Raw genomic sequence first — 21,008 nt, 5'->3', positions numbered from 1 at the left:
CAGCAGATTCTGTGCCCAGGGCAGCACCAGTTCGGTGCGCTACCGCCGCGCGGCGGCTACCGGGGCACCGGCCTGGTCATCCCGCACCGCCGCGAACGCGGCCAGGCCGAACTCCCGGCCTGGAAAGAGAAACACATCACCTCCCATCGCAAAGTCCGCGCCCGCGTCAAGCAGGCCTTCGCCCGCGTGAAGACGCTGGAGGATCCCCCGCGACTGCCGTCTCAAGGGAGACGACGTCCACCACGCCATGCTTGGCATCGCCCGCCTCCACAACCTCACCCTCGCCGGGCGACAAAGAAGCAGGCCGGTCAACGAACACGTCGTCGATCATTTACGGGACAGCGCTTAGGGGCACCTCTTTGTCGGAAGGAATTTCACTGTAGACCTTTTTGATTTATCCTGCTCCAACGTCAGCCCGCCGTGGTCCGGGAAAAAAGCGGCGCGATCTTTGCTGACAATGCCGACCCCGATACATTCGCGCGTTCGCATTCATGCCGCTGAGCCAAGCCAGTCGAGTACACCGCACCAGGCACCAAGCGGGCCGACAACAGTGCTCTAGTACCCCCCCCCCCCCCCGTAGCCCCCTGCCGTGGGTCACACACTCCCGTCTTCGAACACGTCTGCGGTCACCCGTCATCGCGAGAGCCCGAAGCACGGTGCTGAGACCCTCAGGCAGAGCCGTCGGCAGGAACCGCATCGCCACGGCACACCCTCTCATCAGGCGTTTCGCGTGCCGGCTTCATCACTGGCACGCCGTGAAACCAGATCGCGGTTCGCGCTCCCCAACAGGCGACCGTCGCGTGTAGCAGGGTAGGCTGCAATTAAACAAACGATGATGTACTTCCTAATCGCTCTCCTGGCACCTCCCCCGCCACGTTTGTTGGGAGTGTGCTGGCTCCAACGGAGTTGATCATGGAGCCCGAGGCTGAGGCTTGGGCTGCTGATCCTGGTTCGTCGCCTCGCAAGAAGGCTAAGATGACTCTGCCAACGAACCCGAACGAGCCCCTCATAGGTCGAGCAGCAGACCTGGCGCTTATTGATTCGTTTCTCAGTGACACCGTCGCCCGAGGTGGCGCACTGTGGCTGATCGGAGAAGCTGGGGTAGGCAAGAGCGCTCTGCTAGATGCAGGGGCGGTCCGTGCCCTCGGATCCGGATTCCGTGTGGTGCGGGTTGCCGGTTCCCAGTTTGAGGAGACCATCAGCTTTGCGGGGTTGCACCAAATAGTGCACGCGCTCGGTGAGAAGATCCGAGAGCTTGAACCAGGACAGGTAGAGACGCTCAATACAGTTCTAGGCTATTCTGGCGGGCAACCGTCAGAATTGCTCGGTGTCGCAAATGCGACGGTTGCCCTATTGCGGCGAGCCGGCACCCCAGGATCTCCGCTTCTGTTGGTTATCGACGACGTCGCCTGGCTAGATAAGCCTACTGCGCTTGTACTGAGTATCGTCGCCCGATACATTCGCCCAACTCCTGTAGGCTTGTTGGCTGCATCCCGGACGAGTGAGGAATCCTTTCTCAGCGGTAGCGGGATGCCATTGCACGAAGTTCTACCCCTAGATGATGACGCAGCAGCGTCGCTCGTTGAGGCTCACTTCCCCGCGATGGCGCCCCGAGTTCGTCAGCGACTTCTTGCTGAAGCCCGCGGTAACCCACTTGCGCTGTTGGAGCTTCCAGTCGCGCTGGATGATATGCAGCGTGACGAACGACGGCCCCTCCCAGTCGTCCTACCCTTGAGCGAACGTCTTCAGGCGATCTTCTCATCACGCGTGGCGCACCTGCCGGAAGTCACCCGTCGACTACTTCTCTTGGCGGTGCTGGACGGAACGGGGGACCTGCATGTCCTCAGGAAAGCCACTGACGCCCCAGATGGGCTGAATGACCTCTCCGCCGCTGAGCGCGCCAGGCTGGTGCAAGTGGATTTCGACACCGGGCGCTTGTCCTTTCGTCACCCCTTGACTCGTTCAGCCATCATGGAGTTGTCGACCAGCGCCGAACGGCGGCTGGCGCACCGCACCCTTGCCAGCTTGCTTCCCGAACGGTCAGAGCGGCGCATCCGCCACTTGGCAGATTCTGTTGTCGGACCAGATGACCAAGTTGCCGCTCTCCTGGACGACGTGGCCTACAGCACCTTGCGGCGGGGTGACGCCGTGGGCGCGATCACCACGCTTCTGCATGCGTCGGAACTGAGCGGCGTGGGAGCAGAGAGAGGGCGCCGGCTCGCGGAGGCGGCCTACTTGGGCGCCAACGTCACTGGAGACCTTCGCAACGTCCGTGCGCTTCTGGATGATGCCCGCCGGGCCGACCCTGAGGGACCGGCGTCTCTTGCAGCCGCTGTGGCAGCAGCCAGCCAACTGCTCAATTGGGAAGGCGACATAGACACGGCTCACCGCCTGCTTGTTCGCTCGATTGAGCACCATCCCCAGGGTCTGCCAGGCTGCGAACATGCACTGAGCGAGGCACTGCGCACCTTGCTTCTCGTGTGTTTCTTCAGCGGACGAATCGAGCTGTGGCACTCGTTCGACACTGCTGTCAGTCACCTTGCACTGCCCACCGCCGATCCACTCCTGTTCGTACTTAGCAGCACTTTCAGCGACCCGGCCCGTAGGGCACTGCCTGCCCTGGGTCAGCTTGATCATTTGATCGGGAGCCTTCATCTAGAAACCGACCCCACTCACATCATCAAGGTCGCTATGTCGTCCTCCTATGTCGACCGCCTGCCAGGTTGCCGAAGTGCACTAGGGCACGTAGTCGAGGACGGCAGAAGAGGCGGAGCCGTTGCATCTTCGATTGAGGCACTTTTCCTCTTGGCCAACGATGCCTTCATGACTGGGCAATGGGATGAACTCAAGGGCTGCACAGAGGAAGGGTTGCAGCTATGCACAACATACAACTATCGCCTATTGTCATGCTCCGGGTATTACTTCGATGGCATGCATGCTGCCGTACGAGGCGATGAAGAAACTGCCCGGACCCTAGCGGATAAAATCTATTCCTGGGGTGCTCCTCGCGGGCTTGGGGCACTCAGCGCGTATGCCTCACATATCCGGGCGATGTCGTCACTGGGCAACGGCGACTTCTACGGCGCTTACCAGCATCTGTCTAGGATCACGACAGCAGGCGAGCTGGGAATGTACGTCCCTCATGAGCTATGGCTAATACTGGATTTTGTCGAGGCGTCTGCCCGATCGGGCCGCTATGAAGATGCAACCGCTCATGCGGAAGCGGTGCGAGAGGCGGGCTTGTCTAACATTTCACCGAGACTAGCTATGGTCACAGCAGGGGCAAAAGCCATGGCTAACCCACGCATCCTCGACCGTGACTCGTTTGAGAAGGCGATAGAGACGCCGGGCGCTGAGCGCTGGTCCTTTGATCTGGCCAGAATTCAGTTGGCCTACGGTGAGGGACTACGACGCTTGAGGGCGAACGTGGAAGCACGCAAACACCTCACTGCGGCGCTGAGCCTCTTTCAACGGCTTGGCGCTCAGCCCTGGATCACACGTACCGCAAGCGAGCTGCGGGCGAGCGGATTCCCGTCGAAGGATGTCAACGTGCGGGGCGGACAAGAGTCGTTGCTAACTCCGCAGGAGCGCGAAATAGCCCAGCTCGCCGCAACTGGGATGACAAATAAGCAAATCGCCGAGCGCATGTTTCTCTCCCCCCGGACAGTGGCGACTCACCTGCACAACGCCTTCCCAAAGTTGAACATAACGTCGCGTGCCGGGTTGCGTGATGCGCTCGCGGCGTTGCCAGAGTCCTCTGACATCACCAGGGCACAGTAGGGAATTATCGCCCGTCCTTCCAGGAGGGGAAAGTGGTGTGCTGTTGTGTGCCACGGCCGTAGGTGGGGAAGGGTCCGCTCGAGGTGTGGGCGGCAAGCCGCAGCAAGCAGGTGACATCGTGGGCCCGGGCCAGCTGGCCTTCGCCGCCTGTCCTCGGTGTGGGCCGCCGACCTGATTCTCGTCGTCGAGGACGGCCACATCGTGGAGCGCGGCACGCACAGAAAATTGCTCGCAGCGGACTGCAAGTACGCGGAGCTCCATCGGACCCAGTTCAGAGCAGAGGGACGACGTGGAGCCGGCCGGGGTCGTCTGAGAGGGTCCCCTACAAGCGTTTGTGCTGACCGGCGGCGCATGACCCCGAGGGCGGCGGATGAACCTCAATCGACCTGTTGCCGCCCGCTTCGCGATGAGCGAGTGCGTCTACCTCGTCATGCAGACAGTCCGCTTGCCGGACGAGCGACACAGCCAGGCCCAGGCCTGGAGAGTCACGCGCCCAGGGCCAAGCCGGTGCCGGCGAGACAGCCGTCGATCACGTCTGGCCGGTACTGGAGCTTCTTGAGTCGATGCTTGACCGCGCGGGTTACTTCGCTGAGGCCAGCGGCGGCGAGATTGCCGAGGTCGCGCTTGACCAGGGACCACACGCCCTCGGTCGGGTTGAGGTCGGGCGCGTAGGTGGGCAGTTGAACGACGGTCAGCCACTCGGCGTTCGCGTCGATGAACTCGCGTAGTGACTTCGTCAGATGTAGTCGGCCGTTGTCCCAGACCAGCACGATCGGGCCGCCCAGCCGGCTGCGGGCTGACGATCAGGTCACGCAAGTCGTGCGACCCGAAGCCCTTCGGCTGGTCCTTGCGCCCGTGCCCTTGCCGAATACCTCATCCATGCAGGTGGGAGAGGGTTTGGGTGTCGGCCAGTGGTTGCCCGAGTCGGCGCTCTCGCGCGGTCGGTGGTGGGCGCGGCATGATGATCGGTGTGCTGCTGAGACTGGCGTACCTGGTGTGACGAACGCGTTCGCGGTGCTACGGCTGCTGCCGATGAGCGGCCGCGAAAAGGATATGCAGATCCTGGCCCTGCGCCATCAGATCGCGGTCCTGGAGCGGCAGCTGAACGGGCAGCCGGTCCGGTTCCACGCGAGCAACCGGGCGTTCCTGGCCGCGTTGCTCCAGGGCCTGCCGCGACAGGTGCTGCGCCGAATGCGACTCCTGGTGCGGCCGGACACGCTGCTGCGCTGGCACCGTAATCTCATCGCGCGTCGGCACGCCGCCCAGTCCCGGCCGAAGCGCGGAGGCCGGCCGCGCACCGTGCGCTCGATCCGAGCGCTGGTGCTGCGCCTGGCCAGGGAAAATCCAGGCTGGGGCTATCGGCGCGTGCATGGTGAGTTGCTCGTGCTCGGGGTGAAGGTGGCGGCATCCACGGTCTGGGAGATCTTGAAGGAGGCCGGGATCGACCCGGCACCCGCACGCGCGTGCAGCACGTGGGCGGACTTCCTGCGCTCCCAGGCCGACGCGCTGCTGGCCTGCGACTTCTTCGAGGCCGTCACCCTGTCCGGGGCCCGCTTGTACGTGTTCGCCGCGATCGAGCACGCGAACCGCCGGATCCGGATCCTGGGCGCGACCGCGCATCCCACCGCGTCCTGGGTGGTCCAGGCGGCGAGGAACCTTGTCATGGACCTCGAGGGCGCCCGCTGCCGGGCCCACTATCTGATCCGGGACCGGGACGGGAAGTTCCCGCGGTTGTTCGACGAGGTGCTCCAGGACGCGGGCATCGAGGTCGTGCTCAGCGGCGTCCGGATGCCGAGAATGAACTCGATCATGGAGCGGTGGGTGCAGACCTGCAGGCGAGAACTGCTGGACCGCACGTTGATCTGGGATCAGCGTCATCTCCTGCACGCCCTGCGCGAGTTCGAGACGTTCTACAACGAGCACAGGCCGCACCAGGGCCTGGCAAACGCCCGCCCCTCCACCCGCTGCCCGCTCCGATCGAGGACCCGGACCGGATCGCCCGTCTGGACATACGATGCCGAGCGCGGCTTGGCGGCACCCTCCACGAGTACCAACATGCCGCCTGATCAGCATGGATGAGGTATTCGGCAAGCGCAGGGTTCGGCATCGAGCGCTCTCGTTCTGAGCAATCAATTGCATGTACCCCCCTCCGGGCCCGCTTATCCGAGATCTTCGGGCTTTTTCTCTCGTACTCGTGGGGCGACCGGGCCCGTGCATTCCTGACTCGCCAGGCGCAGGCGTGGAGCCACCCGGTTCGTCACCCTGGGGAGTGCTTGAGACCCTGCCCCTGCCGAAAACCTCATCCACCGAGGTCAGGCTGCATGTTGGTATTCGTGGAGAGTGCCGCCGAGGCGGTCGCGTCGTCGTATGTCCAGGCGGGTTATCCCGTGCGGATCGGTGATCGGCGTGGGCAGCGGGTACAGCGGACGGGCGTTGGCGATGCCCTGATGGGGTCGGTGCCCGTTGTAGAAGTGTTCGAACTCGCGCAGGGCGTGGATCAGATGTCGCTGGTTCCAGATCAAGGTGCGGTCCAGCAGTTCGCGTCGGCAGGTCTGCACCCAACGTTCCATGATCGAGTTCATTCGCGGCATCTGGACGCCACTGAGCACGACCCCTATCCCCGCATCCCGCAGGACCGTGTCGAACAGCTCGGCAAACTTGTCGTCCCGGTCCCGGATCAAGAACCGTGCCCGGCAGCCAATGCCGCGTCGTTAAGCCAGCCCGACGGCCGTCAAGACGGATGTCCCCGCGTGTTGCGCGGACATGGGAACGGGACCTCAGGTAGAGCAGGGGATCGACCAAGATCTACCTGCTGTGAAGAGGTCCCGTTGCCCGACCAGTGTGCCATCGCCACGCCCAAATCCCCTGGCCTCGGGCGCGAGTCCGTCTTCGATCCGGGGCACTTGGGTGAGCTGACCCGATACCTTCCCGTCGAGCTCGTCGACGAGGTCCTGGAGGAAACCCGTACGCTCCAGAGGCGCTTGCGACGGCTTCCCTCCCGGGTCGGGGTGTACTTCGTGCTCGCCCTGGCACTCTTCCCGTCGCTGGGCTATCTACGGGTCTGGGGCAAGCTGACGGCCGGGTTCCGGAAGGGTGGTCCGCATCGGCCCAGCGAGAAGGCCCTTCGTGATCTGCGCCGCCGACTGGGGCCGGCGCCGCTCAAAACCCTGTTCGAGATGGTTGCTGGCCCGATCGCGCAGCCCACGACCGCGGGGGTCCGCTACCGCTCCTGGCGGACCGTCGCCTTCGACGGGTGCAGCGCGGTCAAGGTCCCCGATCACGAGCGGAACCGGGCCTGGCTCGGGAAGGTCCGGACGCGCCTGGGGTGGGCTGGTTACCCCACGCTTCGGCTGATGGCACTGTGCGAGACCGGGACGCGTGGCCTGATCGGTGCGGTGTTCGGCCCAATCAGCCAGTACGAGACCACCTACGCCCGGCAACTGCTGCCTCTGCTGAACAAGACCATGCTCCTGCTGGCCGACCGAGGATTTGACGCCGACGGCTTCCTTACGGAAACCGCCGAAACCGGCGCCCAGTTCGTCATCCGCGTGACGGCCCGCCGTCGTCCGGCCGTCCTCGCCGTTCTCCCCGACGGCTCCTACCTGACCCGGCTCGGCAACCTGAGGATCCGCATCATCGACGCGGAGATCACAATGACCACCAGCAGCGGCGAACGGGTCCATGACCGATACCGGATCGCCACCACTCTCCTGGACCACCACCGCGACCCCGCGAAGACACTGGTCCGCCTCTATCACGAGCGCTGGGAAGTCGAGTCCGCCTTCTACTCCCTGCGCCACACCATGCTGGACGGGACCGTGCTGAGGTCCTCGGACCCATCCGGCCTGCACCAGGAGATGTGGGCCCAGCTGACCGTCTACCAAGTCCTACGGATCGCTATGGTCGACGCCGTGGAGTCACAGCCCGGGACCGATCCGGACCGCGCCAGCTTCACCATCGCGTTGGAGACCGCCCGCGAGCAGATCATCCTCACCGGCGCGCGAGCGGGAGACCTCCGCAGAGCATCTCTCCCCGTGCTGATCGGCGCCATCGGCACTGCTGTTCTGGGTGGCCTCCTTCCCTCACGCCGCCCCCGCACAAGCGCCCGAGCGGTCAAGGCCGCCCGTTCCCGCTACCCCACCCAGCCGACCGAGCCCCGCCCCCGCAGGAGCCGCAACATCACCGGACTGACCGTTCTACTCCGTCCCGCACCAAACACCCCACCGCCGCCCTCACCCGACGATCCACTGGACAGGCGCAAGGCCGTCCGCGGGTTCAGGCCGACCGGAGCGGGCCATCGAAACCGCGTCTTCCATCTCCTGTCCACCGACCCCGAGCGGACCTGGCGCCCCCTGGAGGTCGCCACCATCCTGAAGATCGAAAACGCTCGGAGCTTCGCGACACAGATGAGCCAGTGGGCAGCCGAAGGACTCCTCCACAAGGTCGGATACGGGACCTACACCCTCGCGGAAGCCTGGAAAACAACCACCTTGACGGCCGTCGGGCTGGCTTAACGACGCGGCATTGGCCCGGCAGCCTGTGTCCTCCAAGTCCATGACCAGGTTCTTCGCGACCTGCACCACCCAAGCGCTGGACGGGTGCGCTGTTGCACCCAGGATGCGGATCCGGCGACTGCCGTGCTCGATCACCGCGAACACGAACAGCCGCGCCCCGGACAAGGAGACCGTCTCCAGAAAGTCGCAGGCCAGCAGGGCCTCGGCCTGGGAGCGCAGGAAGTCCGCCCAGGTACTCGAGCTCCGTTCGGATGACGGATCGATCCCGGCGTCCCGCAGGATCTCCCAGACGGTGGAGGCGGCCACTTTCACGCCGAGGACCAGCAGTTCGCCGTGGATGCGGCGGTAGCCCCAGCCGGGGTTCTCCCGTGCCAGGCGCAGGATAAGAACGCGGATGGACTGCACGGTACGCGGCCGTCCCGGTCGCTTCGGGCGTGACGCGGCAGCGTGACGGCGTGCGACCAGGTCGCGGTGCCAGCGCAGCACGGTGCCCGGCTGAACGAGCAGCCGTAGCCGGCGCAGTACGTCCAGCGGGAGCCGGTGCAGCAGCGCCGCCAGAAACACTCGATCGCTCGGGCTGAACCTGTGGGGCTCGAAAAGTTATCGTCGCAGGTCAAGCAGCGTACCGGTACTCGTTGATGGCGCCGCCGAGGATGCGGGTGCGCAGGAGTTTGGGGCTGTCGAGGTCGTGGGCGATGCCGGGCTGCCCGGAGGCGTGAGGGGGTCGTTGATCTCGGGCCCGATGAGGTCGATGCCCGTTGTAGTGCCGTTCGAAGTCGGCGAGGACGTGCCGGGCGTGGCCCTCGTTCATGAGCAGGACGTGGTCGAGGGCCTCGCGGCGTACGGTGCCGATCACCCGCTCGCAGTGCGCGTTCATCCGTGGCGCCCGTGGCGCGCTGAGCAGCACGTCCATGTCCTCGGCCTCGAAGACGGCGTCGAAGGACCGATCGTACTTGGCGTCGCGGTCGCGCAGCACGAAGCGCAGGGACTCCATGCGCGTGTCGAGCCTGTCGGCGAGATTGCGGGCCTGTTGCGTCGCCCAGGCCCGAGTGGGGTGGGCGGTGACGCCGGTGATGTGCAGTGTGCGAGTGCCGTGTTCCAGGAACGCCATGGCGTACAGGCGCTTTCCAAGCATGGTGTCCACGTGGAAGAAGTCGGCCGCGATGATCCCCTGGGCCTGGGCGGTCAGGAACTCGCGCCAGCTGGCGCCGGACCGGCGTGGAGCCGGATCGATACCCGCGGCGTTCAGGATCCCCCAGACCGTGGACGGTGCGATCGGATGCCCCAGCCGGGCCAGTTCGCCCTGGATCCTCCGATGTCCCCACCGGGGATTCTCGCCGGCCAGGCGCAGCACCAGCTTCCTGAGCCCGGCCGCAGTCGGGGGCCGGCCGGTGCGGCTGCGGCGGGCGGAGTAGTCCCACTTCCTGGCGATCAGCTTGCGGTGCCAGGACAGCAGGGTGCCTGGTGTGACAGGGAAGACGTCGGCCCAGCGGCGGCGCGGTATCAGCGAAGACAGCGCGGAGAGCCAGAACCGGTCGGCCCACTCGTGGCGGACCGGGACCTTGAGCTGACGGCGCAAGACTGCGTTCTCATGCCTCAGCACCAACAACTCGGCCTCCTTGGCTGTGTCTCGGCGCAGCAGGACAGCCGGCATGGACAGCATGGTGCGAGCAGCGCGGTACAACAGCGACACGATCATCGGGACAGCGTCCCAGCCACCACCGACAACCACGAACACCGGTCTTCACCTGCAGCGATTGACTTTACGAGCCCCACAGGGTCGTTGTCCGATGGACTGAGGGCTGATGGCGCCTCGGTTGGCGAGTGTATGGGCAGGGCACTTCTTCGGCTGCGAGAGGCCGGGTTGGCCGTTCCCTTCCGAGCCAGTCGTTCGAACACTGGCGCTGTCGTCCACGAGGTCTGATCGATCTCGTGCGCACCGTCCGGCAGCACTGTCGCGCATGCTCGGTCACGCGGGGCAGCCGTCAGGGTGGTGCTCGATCCATGAGAGGCCGCCAAGGTCGAGCTGATTGCGCGCACGCGTGACGGCCACGTAGGCGAGACGCGCTTCGGCATCGTCGATGGGGCCAGGAACTGGGTGACCGCTGTCGTCTCTTTGGTCGCTGTCCCTGGGTGGGGTGAAGTCACGGCAGATCTGCACACGCGGCCACTCACGGCCCTTGGCTTTGTGCGCTGTGGAGACGGTCACGTCAGCCGCGGATTCATCGTCGAGCCGGTCAACGGCGGCGAGGATGGCGCAGGTGCCATGGGTGTCAACGAGGTCGATCAACGGCTGAAGGTCACGACCGGCCGGATCGTGTTCGGCGTAGTCCTGCAGGTCACCCCAGGTAGCGAACAGAACAAGCTCGGGGTGGGAGGTACGGCGTCCTTCTTTGAGGTCGTTGGCCGAGCGGGCCAGTGCACGCAGCGTATCCCCTCCCCCGACCAGAGCTACGCGATGCCCTGCTGCCAGCTGTTGCATGACTTCGTTCATTGCCCCGAGGTTGGTGCGGGACAGGATGGCATCCGGCCGATCCATGGGACCGACTTCGGTACAGATTGCGTCGGTCCCCTGAAGGCGCAGGGGTGCGTCGGCGATGGTGAGCCACCGGTTGGCTTCGGCCGCGAGGTGGGTCCGAAGCGGAAGGATTTCGACAAAGCCAGCCGAGCTCCACGGATCCGTCATCGGGGTCGCCGAGTTCCAACTCAACTGCGACTTCGGCCGCGACAAGGGGCGGCCGGACCATCCCCGGGAGCAGGCATGGCTCCTGACGATGGCCGTCGCGGACGCCCACCGCCATCCACCAGCGGTCGGGCCAAGCGAAAACGGCGGTGCAGGCGACCTGGTCCCGGAAACGAGCATGCCGTCGGCCTCAGCGGGAGCGGACAGTGCCTCGGCCAGTTCCTCGTATAGGGCGCAATGGGTCTCGTCATCCATACCGAGGGCGTCGTCCGACTCGCCGCTTTCGCCGGTGAAGTGGACGGCGCCATTGATGTGGGCGCCCTCGTAGCCGAGACGGGAGGCGAGGGCAGTCGCGACGTCGTTGGGCGCGTCCGGGCTGTCGGGGCGGTAGTGCATCTCCAGTCCGGCGGCGAGCTGGAGCGTCATGTACGGCACGGCGGCAGGAAGGGCTTCAGTGAGGCCGAGAAGGTCGGTCGGCTTTCGGACGGACTCGTCCACGAGCCGGTCGGGGCGCAGGGTGCTGAAGCAGCTGACTTCGTTCGGGTTGTCGGGATCGAACCACGGCCCCGGCGTTGTTCCGTTTTATCTGAGTTCGTAGTAGTTGATCAGATGCCGTAGACAGCGAAGGCGTGGTCGAGGAGGGCGCGGCGGGCGTGAGTGATGTTGGCTCGTCCGGCAAGGCGGAACGCGCTGATGCCCAGGTTTCGGAGGCTGGCCAGTGCGCGGGGCGCGTACCGGTCCTGACCTGGGAGTTGTCCTCATGGAAGGTGGCGTCGCGGACCCAGTGGAGCCGCTTTTCGGGGCCGGCGAGGTCGGCGGGGGCGGTGCGGAGCGCGCGGCGCTCGATTTTGAGCGCGAAGCGCTTAAAAGCCGTGCGAAGCAAGGCACTTGGCGTGTAGTGCCTGAAGCACGCCCTACGCCACTGACGCCGATAGATTCGGGCGGGTGGGGCCGAGGGCCCATTCCTTCGAGTGACTTCTGGCCGTATTTGCTTCGGGCTGTGTCTCGGCGGTTCACCCCCCGGAGCCCTCCAGCTTCTTGGCAATGTGTTCGAGGGCGGCGAGATCCTCAGGTGTGAGTCGGTCCACGAAGTGGCGCCGTACCGACGCAAGGTGGGCCGGGGCGGCGTGCTTGAGTGTGTCCAGGCCGTGCTCGGTGAGAACCAGGAAGCAGCCTCTGCCGTCGGCTGGGTCGGGTGTACGCCGTACGAGGCCGCGCGCTTCCATTCGGGTGGCGTGCCGGGAGAGACGGCTGCGTGACCAGCTCATCTTGGCGGCCTGCTCGTGCAGGGTGCTGGTGTGGTCGGGCCTTTCCGACAGCGTGCTCAGCACCTCGTAGTCGGGCTCGGAGAGTCCGATCATGGTCAGATCATGCGCCGTGCCTGCCTGAACGGCGATCATCATGCGGCGGAAGGCTCGCCACGCTCGCTCCTCGCCCGGGTTGAGCCAGTGCACGGTCGCGGTCGACGACTTCGTTGACATGTAACTAATTTATCAGCTAATTTCGTTTCCATGTCAACGAAAATGATACGTGTCGTTGTGCTGGTATGCAGCACCCGCCCCGGAGCCTTCGGCCCGGTGGTCGGGAAGTGGTTGGTCGAGACGATCACGCCTCGTGCCGTGGAACTGGGCGTCGAGCTCGTGCCGGTAGCCCTCGGCGACCTCGATCTGCCGTTCCTCGATGAAGAGGAGCATCCGTCATCGGGTGTCTACGGGCACGAGCACACGCGACGGTGGAGCGCGATCGTGGAGGCGGCGGACGGCTTCATCGTGGTGACGCCCGAGTACAACTACGGCATGCCTGCAACGTTGAAGAACGCGCTCGACTACCTCGGCCGCGAGTGGGCCTGGAAGCCCATCGGCTTCGTCAGCTACGGCAACACCTCGGCGGGTACGCGGTCGGTGCAGCACTCCAAGCAGGTGGTGACCACGCTGCGTCTGGTGCCGTTGGCCTCCACGGTCGCGATCCGTATCAGTGATGCGGTCGAGAATGGGCGGATCCGCCCGAATGCTGCTCTCGACGGGGCGGCCGTCGGCGTCCTGGACGAGTTGGTCCGGGTTGCCCACGCCCTACGGCCGATGCGCGAGCGGGTGCGGGCCGGGGCGCTGCCCGGTCCGTTGCCGGGGTCCTACGTGAGGCGATTGATCCCTGAGGATGCGCCCGAGGTCACCGTGCTGCAGCGGTGCTGCTGGGTGGACGAGGCCCTCGCCAACGACACCTTGGCCGTCCCAGCCCTGCACGAGTCACCGGAGCAGGTGCGTGAGTGGCTGGCGGCCTGGCATACCACGGGTCTGTGGCGGGACGGCCGGCTCCTGGGCATGGTGCGGGCGCGCTGCATCGACACCGACTGGCACGTGGGTCGACTCGGCGTCGTACCCGACCTGAGGGGTGAGGGCCTGGGTCGCTGGCTGCTGCGTACCGCCGAAGCCGCTGTCGAGCCGAATTGCCGCCGCATCGTGCTGTTCACGGGCGCCGACAGTCAGCGGAACATCGGCCTCTACCAGAGCGAGGGATACCAGTCAGTGTCATTCGTCGGCGCCGACGGGACCACCTGTCTCGCCAAGGACGTAACTCCGTAGCCAGCACTTGCGCTGCTCGGTCGCATGCGCTGCCGGACCTGCTCAACTGCGGCGAACGTGGCGTCGTCACTCGCGGCGGCGCGCACGTCGTAGGGCCTTGCCGGGGTCTGTCACGGCCTCGGCGTTGTTCGGACTTGAGGGCGTCCGTTTCGTGTCGCGTCGGGATGGGTTGCCAAGCGAGCACGACATCTGATGATCTTCCGGTTCTCTAGGTCGGATGATCTTCGAGGAGTCGTGCTCGTGTCCGTAACCGTCCCTGACGGACCCCGTTCTTGACCAGCTCGCCGATCTGGCCTTGTGGGAAACTGATCCCGCGTAATGGTCTGCGGGCCACGGTTGTGGCATCGCCGCGCATTCTGCGCTGCGGCTCGCCCGTAACGGCCGGATTCTCGTGATGGCCGCCAGGACGACCTGCAATTGGAGGTCATCCTGCCGACCAGAGGGCCGACGTGGGGTGACGGCATCGTTGACGTCTCACGTCGCAGTTTCCGCGCTGCCAAACGGTGAAGCCGCGGGCGAAGGGCTCAGGCGAGAGGAACCGGGGGCTGGTTGACCAGGGAGGCGTCGCCGCCGAGGATGCGATCGTGGACGCCGGCATTGACGCCTTAGGGGACGCCGAGCGGGATGGCGCTGACCTCGGTCAGACGGGTGTACTGCTCGTCGGTGAGCTGCACGTCCAGGGCGCCGATGTAGTCGTCGAGCTGGCGGGTGTTGCGGGGGCCGATGATCGGGATGTACGGGGTGGTGGCGCGGGCGCCGCGTTCGCGGACCCAGGCCACGGAGACCTGGGCGGGGGTGGCTCCGGTCTCCTTGGCGATGTCCAGGACGGTGTCGACGACCGCGGTCTTCTGATCGTCGGACTCGGTGTGGACCAGGGTCTTCAGGTCGCTGAGGCGGCCCTGGTCGCTGCCGCGGTACTTGCCGGTGAGCAGGCCGCCGCCGAGCGGGGACCACAGAGCGGCACCGAGCCCGAGGCTCTCGGCCATCGGCAGCAGTTCGCGGTCGGCGGTGCGTTCCACGAGGCTGTACTCGATCTGGATGCCGGCGACCGGTGCCCAGTTCTTCAGGTCGGCGAGGGTGACGGCGCGGGAGACGCGCCAGGCGGGGAAGTTGGACAGGGCGGCGTGGAGGATCTTGCCGGAGCTGACCAGGTCGTCGATGCCGCGCAGGATTTCCTCGATCGGCGTCAGGTCGTCGGGGAAGTGGACCCAGTACAGGTCGATGTAGTCGGTGCCGAGGCGCTTCAGGCTCGCGTCCACCGAGTGGATCATGTTCTTGCGGCTGTTGCCGGTCTTGGAGATGTCCACCTGCGGCGTCGAGGCGACGCTGAACTTGCTGGCGACGACGAAGTGGTCACGGTCGGCAGCGATGAACTTGGAGAGGATCTGCTCTGACTCGCCGAGCTGGTAGTTGTCGGCGGTGTCGATGAAGTTGCCGCCGGCCTCGGCGAATGTCGAACATCCGGCGGGACTCGTCCAGGTCGGCGCCGGCGCCCCAGCCAGTGCCGAAGTTGCCGGTACCGAGGGCGTACTCGGAAACGCGGAGTCCGGTCGGGCACAGCAGCACCAGCAGGACACCGAGCCGGACGGTCTGGTCGGCGGGGAGGAACGTGAATATCGCGGCGACGACCAGCGGCACGATCACGAAGTTCACGACCATCGCGGCGGAAAGGAACCGGGCGTGGCGTGGTGTTCGCGTCGCGGGTGACCGTCCCGGTGTGGAGAGGACCTGCCTGGTCCGGCCGGGTGTCACGGTGTGCGGGGAAGCGGTCGGCCGGGGATGCGGCCGGTGGGGTTCATGCGCGGGCGCAGGCCTGGCCGTGGTCGGCATTGGCGGGCGCTGGGGGCCGGAGTGCCTTCGTCCTGCGTGCGGTGGTCTTCCCGATGCGGGTGCGGAGCGCCGTGGGGGCGCGATCCGGGATCCCGGTCGGCCGGGGGTGCGGCCGTGCTGCTGTCCGGGCAGGTGCCGCCGTTCCGGAGTGGGGCGGTCCGGGCCGCGTCAGCTGTGGTTCAGGGACCACTCGACCTGGTCCTCGTACCAGCGGGCGGCACTGACACCGTGCCACGACGCCGCCTCGTCGACCTGGTCCTCGTACCAACGAGCGGCACTGACACCGTGCCACGACGCCGCCTCGTCGACCTGGTCCTCGTACCAACGAGCGGCACTGACACCGTGCCACGACGCCGCCTCGGCCTCGTGTTCCGCGTAGCGGCCGACTCGTTCGCTGCCGGTCACGGAGGGGGCGGACACGTGCTGCGTGTGCTGCACGGGCACCGAAGTCGTGGCTGCCGACGCCGAGCCGCCGGCTCCGAGAAGCGCTCCGCCGGCCAGTGCCGTGGAGGCGAGTGCGATCGAGAGGCGCTTCGTCATGCTGCTCATGGTCATTTCCCTTACAAAACTGCCGCGGCTTCGCCGATCCGGCGGGCGCCGCTTCCATGTGAACCGAGATCCGGAAATCCCGGGTCAGTCGGCTGACTTCAAGGTCATCCGGAGGGGTGCCTCACGTTCGACTCCGCCACCGTACCCGAGGAGTGCCTCATGTTTGCAGTGAGCATCATCACAGCACGTCGGAGGCACGGGATTGCGATCGGAAACATGAAAACAATCCAATTGGAGGGGTGCCTCATGTTACTGTCGAGCCATGAGCCACCACCACGCCCCGTCCCTGAGCGAGCCCCCGGCGAAACCACTGCGCCGTGACGCACAGCGCAACAGGGACGCGATCGTGGCCGCCGCCCGCACCGCCTTCTCCGAGCAGGGCCTCGGGGCGTCCCTGGAGGGCGTCGCCCGCGAGGCCGGCGTCGCGATCGGCACGCTCTACCGCCACTTCCCCACCCGGCTCGCCCTGGTCGAAACGCTTTTCAACGTGAAGTACACGGAACTGCTCATCGCCGCGGAAGAGGCCGCGGTCATGGACGACGCCTGGGAGGGGTTCTGCCGCTACATGGAGAAACTCTGCCAGCTGCAGGCCTGCGACCGCGCCTTCAACGACCTGGTCTCGGCACGGCTGCCCCTTCACGCGGCCGGCCGCGAGATGCACGACCGCGCCAAGGAAATCTGCACCCAGATCATGCGCAACGCCCAGGAACAGGGCATCCTGCGCGGCGACGTCACCGCGCAGGACATCGCCTTCGTGATCTGGTCCCAGGCCGGAATCATCCAGGCCACACGCACCATCGCCCCCCAGGCCTGGCGCCGCCACCTCCACCTGATGCTCGACGCCTTCCGCACCCAGGGCGCCCACGAACTGCCCGAACCTCCCCTGACCAGCGAGCAGGCCGACCAGACCCTCACCACTCTCGAGTGCAACGAAGAGGACTGCCGCGAGCAGCGGCCCTAACCCACCGACACGGCCAACGTGACTCCGGGCTACGAACAGTTGGACATCAACGCGCCGCTCGATAAGGGCGGGTGGGTGACCCTGGCCTCGGGCATGCCCAAGGACTCCGGTGCCCGCGCCATCTCCATCCGGCAGAAGCACGCGGCTCTGCACGTCGCCCGGCTTCGTCCGGCCGAAACGGTACAGGCAGCGACAGCACCCTTCGTGCACCTCATCGTGGCTGAAGGCAGCGCCAGGCCGACCCGACGATCTTCGGTTGCAGGTGGCTCTAGCTCCGGTGGCCTACCTGTGGGAGCAACTCCGCGATGGCCAAAGGGCTGTAGCCCTTCCAGCCGTTGAGCAGGCCCTGGTGGTCCTGTCCGGGATCGTGGATCCGGCGGCCGCCCCGCAGGTGCTCGCCAACCGTCTCGTCGACCGGACCGAACAGGTCCGTGCGCACGGATTTGAGCCAGGGTGCACAAGTCACCTCCAGCCGGCGCGTCCGAGGTCCGCCGCGCCGCTTCCTCGCTGTGGCCAGGAGCGGGCGCGGCGGGCCTCCGATCAACCGTCAAAGGCGCAGGAAGACGTAGTTGCTCAGTTGGCGGTGAAGGCGGGGTAGTCGGTGTAGCCCTCGCTGCGACCGGCGTAGTAGGTGCCCCGGTCGCCGTCGGCCAGCGGGTGGCCCTGCGCGAAGCGCTCGACCAGGTCGGGGTTGGCGATGAAAGGCTCGGCGAAGGAGACCGCGTTGACGATCCCGTGGTCGAGGATCTCGTTGCCGAGGGCCTGGGTGAAGCCGAGGTTGGCGACGATGTTGCCCTGGTAGTGGGCGCGGTACCGGGAAAAGAGGGCGATGCGCTCCTCGATGGTGCCGGGGGTGCCCAGGAGGTGCAGGTAGGCCAGGTTGCTGTCGCTGAGCTTCTTGAACAGCTGGTCGTAGTCGGCGAGTGTCTCCTCGTCCGCGGTGAACGTGGTTCCGTTGGCCCAGCCCGGGGACATCTTCACGCTGATGCGGTCGCTGCCCCACACGTCACCGACGGCGTCGAGGATGTCGAGGAGGAACTGGGCCCGCTTCTCGCTGCTGCCTCCGTAGGCGTCGGTGCGCTGGTTGAGACGTGGGTTGAGGAACTGCGGGATCAAGTGGGACTGCTGGGCGTGGAGTTCCACGCCGTCGAAGCCGGCGCGGCGGGCGTTCTCGGCCGCATGGCGGTAGTCGGCGATGGTGGCGGCGATCTCAGCGGCGGTGTAGGCGCGCGGGGTGACGGTGTCCTTCGGGCCGGAGGGGGTGAAGGACTTCTCGCCGGGGTTGATGGCCGAGGGTCCGGCGGGCAGGCGGCCGCCGAGGTGGTCGGGGTGGGAGGCCGCGCCGAGGTGGCCGAACTGGGAGACGATCCGCCCGCCGGCCTCGTGGACGGCTTCGGTGACCTTCACCCAGCCGGCGGTCTGCGTGTCGCTGTAGATGCCGGGCGCGTGGATGAAGCCGATCGCGTCGGGGCTGACCCAGGTTCCCTCGGTGACGATCAGGCCGGCGCCGGCGCGCTGTGCGTAGTAGGTCGCGTGCAGGTCGGTGGGGGCCAGCTCGGCGTTCTGAGCGCGGGCGCGGGTCATGGGGGCCATGACGACACTGTTGGGGAGCTCCAGCGCGCCGAGGCGGACGGGCTGCAGCAGGGGCTGGGTGGTGGTCATGAGCAACTTCCTTGTACTGAGGGGGGTGGATGAGTACTGAGGGGGGTGGATGAGGAGGAGAGCGAGGAATGGGCGAGGGCCCGGCTCAGTCCTGTTTGAGGGCGTGGAGGCCGGAGAGTGGGCCGCCGAGCTGCATGAGGCGTCCGCCCTCGCGCAAGGAGCCGAGGTCGACGGGGGCGAAGCCGAAGGCGGCGGTGAGGTCCTTGACGGTGGTCTTGGCGTCGGCGTCGTCACCGGCGAGGAACAGCACCTGGCGTCCGGCCTGGTGGCGCGGGTCGGCGGCGATGTACTGGCCGTAGAGGGTGCTGAACGCCTTGACGACGCGGGCTCCGGGCAGCAGTGAGGCGACGTGTTCGCTGCCGGTCAGCTCGCCCAGGTCGGCGATCATCATGGGCGGGGGCGGGGAGACGAACTGGTTGGTGGCGTCGATGACGATGCGCCCGTCGAAGGGTGGCAGGCCGGCTACCGCGTCCGGGATCTGGGGCCAGCCGACTGCGAGCACGACGAGTTCCGCCGCGGCGGCTTCCTTTGGGGTGCAGGCGTGGGCGAGCGGTCCGAGTTCGTCGGCGAGGCCGGCCAGGGAGGCGGGGCCGCGGCTGTTGCTCAGTACGACCTGGTGGCCGTGGGCCACGGCGTGGCGGGCGATGGCCTGGGCGACGGTTCCGGCGCCGAGGGTTCCGATCTTCATGGCGGTGCCCTTCGTGGGGTTCAGGGTGGGGGGCTGGTGAGCAGGACGGTTCCGCTCTTGCCGGGGCGGCGGACATGGTCGATGGCCTTCGCGAAGTCGGCGAGGTCGTAGCCGGCGGCGACCTCGAAGAGTTCCGGGGCGGTCGCGGCCAGACGGGCGGCGAAGGCGACGTCCTCGGCCCGTTCCTCGCTCGTGCGGGCGGCCATCCACCGGCCGATGGACACGCCCCGCACGGTCAGGGCCCGCTCGGTCAGCGCGAGCGACTCCAGCGGCGTACTGCCGGAACCGAGCTGTCCGTAGGTGATCAGCGTGCCGCCGTCGGCGAGCAGCCCGGCCAGCTCACCGGTCAGGAATCCGCCCACCGCGTCCAGTACGACCCGGGCACCCCGGCCGCCGGTCGCGTCCTGGACCTGAGTGCGCCAGTCCGCGTCGGCCGTCGAGATGGTCGGCAGTCCGGGGAAGCGCTGCCGCAAGGTCTGCGCCCCCGTGGCGCTGCGTACCAGGTTGACCAGCTCGATGCCGTGCTTGAGTGCTGCGGCGCTGACCAGCTTTCCCACCGACGAACCGGCGGCCGTCTGCACCACCGGACCGGCCTGGCCGTGCTGGGCGTCCTCGACCGCCCGCAGCAAGGAGAGCAGGGTCAGCGGGTTGACCAGCATCGAAGCCGCGGTCTCGTCGCTGAGGTCCTCGGGCACCGGCACCACAAGATCGGTCGGCGCCGTGACGAGTTCGCTCCACGCGCCCGGCACCGGGAAGAACGCCACCCGCTGACCGGGCCGCAGATCCTGCACACCCTCGCCGACGGTCTCGATGACGCCCATTCCCTCCACGCCGGGAATCCGTGGCGTGGCGAACCGCTGCCGCAGCCCACCCGGAAGGCCCTCCACTCCCGCCAGGTCGCCGGGGTGGATCGGCCGGGACAGCACCCGCACCTGCACCTGCCCGGCCGCGGGCGCAGCAGGGGCCGGCTGCTCGCTCGGGCGTAGTACCTGCCCGGCTTCTCCGTGCTGGTCGTAGGCGATGGCGCGCATGACGCTCCCCTTCCACGAACTATTGATGATGGGCATCATTGAAACTCTCCTGCTATGATGAGAGACATCATTAAAAATGTCAAATCGAGAGCGACGCGAGAGGACGGCCATGCCGCGGATCACCAAGGAGGACAAGGCCCGCAACCGGCAGAACATCCTCGAAGCGGCGAGCCGCATGTTTCGCTCGCAGGGCATCGACGCGGTCGGCATCGCCGAGTTGATGAAGGAAGCCGGACTCACCCACGGCGGCTTCTACAACCACTTCGCCTCCAAGAACGACCTGGCCGTGGAGGTGTGCGGCGCCTCCTACGCCGCCTCGCTCGGGGGCCTGGCCCGGACGATCGAGGACGGTCCGGGCCAGGCAGGCTCTCCGCTGGAGCGGGTCGTGGCCGGGTATCTGTCCACCGCGCACCGTGACGACCCGGACGGCGGCTGTCCCTCCGCCTCCCTGGTCACCGACGCCGGACGGCACAGCGAAGCCGTGCAGAGCGCGTACGCCGAAGGCGTCGAGGGTTACCTCACCGGCTTCGCCGCCGAGTTCCTGCGCGAAGCCGAGGACAAGGGCCACGAGCTCGACCCGGCCGAGGCCCGCCACAGGGCCATCCGCCTGCTCAGCGAAATGGTCGGCGCGCTGATGCTCGCCCGCGCCGTATGCCACGTCGAGCCCGAGCTCTCCGACGAGATCCTGCAGACCGGCCGCAGCCACGCCCTCGACTGATGCGACTCAGGGC

The 21,008-nt window shown here is 66.8% G+C and carries 14 protein-coding genes and 7 pseudogenes; 8 read left to right on the top strand and 13 right to left on the bottom strand.

All coding sequences use genetic code 11. The features are described from left to right. Nucleotides 1–51: 51 nt before the first annotated feature. The 3 genes and pseudogenes from OHB49_RS41950 to OHB49_RS41940 all read left to right on the top strand — a co-directional run. A pseudogene (locus tag OHB49_RS41950) lies at nt 52–349 on the top strand (IS5/IS1182 family transposase); the annotation flags it as partial. Nucleotides 350–912: 563 nt separating this feature from the next. After that, nucleotides 913–1,440 (top strand): annotated as a pseudogene (locus OHB49_RS41945) (AAA family ATPase); the annotation flags it as partial. A 291-nt stretch (nt 1,441–1,731) separates the two neighbouring features. Continuing rightward, nucleotides 1,732–3,780, top strand: a complete 2,049-nt coding sequence (locus OHB49_RS41940; protein ID WP_329166811.1) for a helix-turn-helix transcriptional regulator — start codon at nt 1,732–1,734, stop codon at nt 3,778–3,780. Between the two features lie 485 nt (nt 3,781–4,265). Here OHB49_RS41940 and OHB49_RS41935 read toward each other — a convergent pair. Beyond that, nucleotides 4,266–4,650, bottom strand: a pseudogene (locus OHB49_RS41935) (transposase); the annotation flags it as partial. A 100-nt stretch (nt 4,651–4,750) separates the two neighbouring features. Here OHB49_RS41935 and OHB49_RS41930 point away from each other — a divergent pair. Then, nucleotides 4,751–5,846 (top strand): annotated as a pseudogene (locus OHB49_RS41930) (integrase core domain-containing protein). Between the two features lie 246 nt (nt 5,847–6,092). On the opposite strand, the gene OHB49_RS41925 reads toward OHB49_RS41930, so the two are convergent. Next, the gene (locus OHB49_RS41925; RefSeq protein ID WP_329166253.1) at nt 6,093–6,461 is read right to left on the bottom strand and encodes an integrase core domain-containing protein; all 369 of its coding nucleotides are present in this window, start codon (nt 6,459–6,461) and stop codon (nt 6,093–6,095) included. Nucleotides 6,462–6,608: 147 nt separating this feature from the next. Here OHB49_RS41925 and OHB49_RS41920 point away from each other — a divergent pair, with 147 nt between their 5' ends. Then, on the top strand, nt 6,609–8,294 hold the full coding sequence (locus tag OHB49_RS41920) for an IS4 family transposase (RefSeq protein ID WP_329166251.1): 1,686 nt from the start codon (nt 6,609–6,611) through the stop codon (nt 8,292–8,294). Between the two features lie 12 nt (nt 8,295–8,306). Here OHB49_RS41920 and OHB49_RS41915 read toward each other — a convergent pair. The 4 genes and pseudogenes from OHB49_RS41915 to OHB49_RS41900 form a co-directional block, all read right to left on the bottom strand. Further along, a pseudogene (locus tag OHB49_RS41915) lies at nt 8,307–8,858 on the bottom strand (helix-turn-helix domain-containing protein); the annotation flags it as partial. A 49-nt stretch (nt 8,859–8,907) separates the two neighbouring features. Next, nucleotides 8,908–9,993 carry an integrase core domain-containing protein gene (locus OHB49_RS41910; protein ID WP_329166810.1) on the bottom strand — a complete coding sequence of 362 codons (1,086 nt, stop codon included), beginning with the start codon at nt 9,991–9,993 and terminating at the stop codon, nt 8,908–8,910. Between the two features lie 270 nt (nt 9,994–10,263). Further along, nucleotides 10,264–10,967, bottom strand: a pseudogene (locus OHB49_RS41905) (3'-5' exonuclease); the annotation flags it as partial. A 1,023-nt stretch (nt 10,968–11,990) separates the two neighbouring features. After that, nucleotides 11,991–12,458: a MarR family winged helix-turn-helix transcriptional regulator gene (locus OHB49_RS41900; RefSeq protein WP_030980808.1), complete on the bottom strand. Its 468-nt coding sequence runs from the start codon at nt 12,456–12,458 to the stop codon at nt 11,991–11,993. Between the two features lie 30 nt (nt 12,459–12,488). Here OHB49_RS41900 and OHB49_RS41895 point away from each other — a divergent pair, with 30 nt between their 5' ends. Further along, nucleotides 12,489–13,556: a bifunctional NAD(P)H-dependent oxidoreductase/GNAT family N-acetyltransferase gene (locus OHB49_RS41895; RefSeq protein WP_030980809.1), complete on the top strand. Its 1,068-nt coding sequence runs from the start codon at nt 12,489–12,491 to the stop codon at nt 13,554–13,556. 605 nt (nt 13,557–14,161) lie between these two features. Here the strand turns inward: OHB49_RS41895 and OHB49_RS41890 are convergent. From OHB49_RS41890 to OHB49_RS41880, 3 genes and pseudogenes are all read right to left on the bottom strand, one after another. Then, the gene (locus tag OHB49_RS41890; protein ID WP_329166249.1) at nt 14,162–15,133 is read right to left on the bottom strand and encodes an aldo/keto reductase; all 972 of its coding nucleotides are present in this window, start codon (nt 15,131–15,133) and stop codon (nt 14,162–14,164) included. Beyond that, nucleotides 15,108–15,242, bottom strand: a pseudogene (locus tag OHB49_RS41885) (arsenic resistance protein); the annotation flags it as partial. The gene OHB49_RS41890 and the pseudogene OHB49_RS41885, both read right to left, overlap by 26 nt. A 312-nt stretch (nt 15,243–15,554) precedes the next feature. Then, a complete protein-coding gene (locus OHB49_RS41880) occupies nt 15,555–15,935 on the bottom strand; it encodes a hypothetical protein (RefSeq protein ID WP_329166248.1) in 381 nt (126 codons plus the stop codon). Nucleotides 15,936–16,197: 262 nt separating this feature from the next. On the opposite strand from OHB49_RS41880, the gene OHB49_RS41875 reads away from it, so the two are divergent. Then, nucleotides 16,198–16,896 (top strand): TetR/AcrR family transcriptional regulator, encoded by a 699-nt coding sequence (locus tag OHB49_RS41875; RefSeq protein ID WP_329166247.1) that lies wholly within the window; start codon nt 16,198–16,200, stop codon nt 16,894–16,896. 268 nt (nt 16,897–17,164) lie between these two features. Here OHB49_RS41875 and OHB49_RS41870 read toward each other — a convergent pair whose 3' ends face one another. The 4 genes from OHB49_RS41870 to OHB49_RS41855 all read right to left on the bottom strand — a co-directional run bounded on the left by OHB49_RS41870 (nt 17,165) and on the right by OHB49_RS41855 (nt 20,277). Then, on the bottom strand, nt 17,165–17,335 hold the full coding sequence (locus OHB49_RS41870) for a hypothetical protein (protein ID WP_329166246.1): 171 nt from the start codon (nt 17,333–17,335) through the stop codon (nt 17,165–17,167). 134 nt (nt 17,336–17,469) lie between these two features. Then, nucleotides 17,470–18,558 carry an alkene reductase gene (locus OHB49_RS41865; protein WP_329166245.1) on the bottom strand — a complete coding sequence of 363 codons (1,089 nt, stop codon included), beginning with the start codon at nt 18,556–18,558 and terminating at the stop codon, nt 17,470–17,472. A gap of 85 nt (nt 18,559–18,643) precedes the next feature. Further along, the gene (locus OHB49_RS41860) at nt 18,644–19,246 is read right to left on the bottom strand and encodes an NADPH-dependent F420 reductase (RefSeq protein ID WP_443079625.1); all 603 of its coding nucleotides are present in this window, start codon (nt 19,244–19,246) and stop codon (nt 18,644–18,646) included. A gap of 20 nt (nt 19,247–19,266) precedes the next feature. Beyond that, complete coding sequence (locus OHB49_RS41855) at nt 19,267–20,277, bottom strand: alcohol dehydrogenase catalytic domain-containing protein (protein ID WP_329166243.1); 1,011 nt, start codon at nt 20,275–20,277, stop codon at nt 19,267–19,269. Between the two features lie 109 nt (nt 20,278–20,386). Between OHB49_RS41855 and OHB49_RS41850 the strand changes: the two genes are divergently transcribed. After that, nucleotides 20,387–20,995 carry a TetR family transcriptional regulator gene (locus tag OHB49_RS41850; protein ID WP_329166241.1) on the top strand — a complete coding sequence of 203 codons (609 nt, stop codon included), beginning with the start codon at nt 20,387–20,389 and terminating at the stop codon, nt 20,993–20,995. Nucleotides 20,996–21,008: the final 13 nt, after the last annotated feature.

The organism is Streptomyces sp. NBC_01717 (assembly GCF_036248255.1).
Classification (GTDB): domain Bacteria; phylum Actinomycetota; class Actinomycetes; order Streptomycetales; family Streptomycetaceae; genus Streptomyces.
The sequence above is the reverse complement of the archived record's forward strand: the minus strand, read 5'-3'. Positions and strand labels throughout refer to the sequence as shown.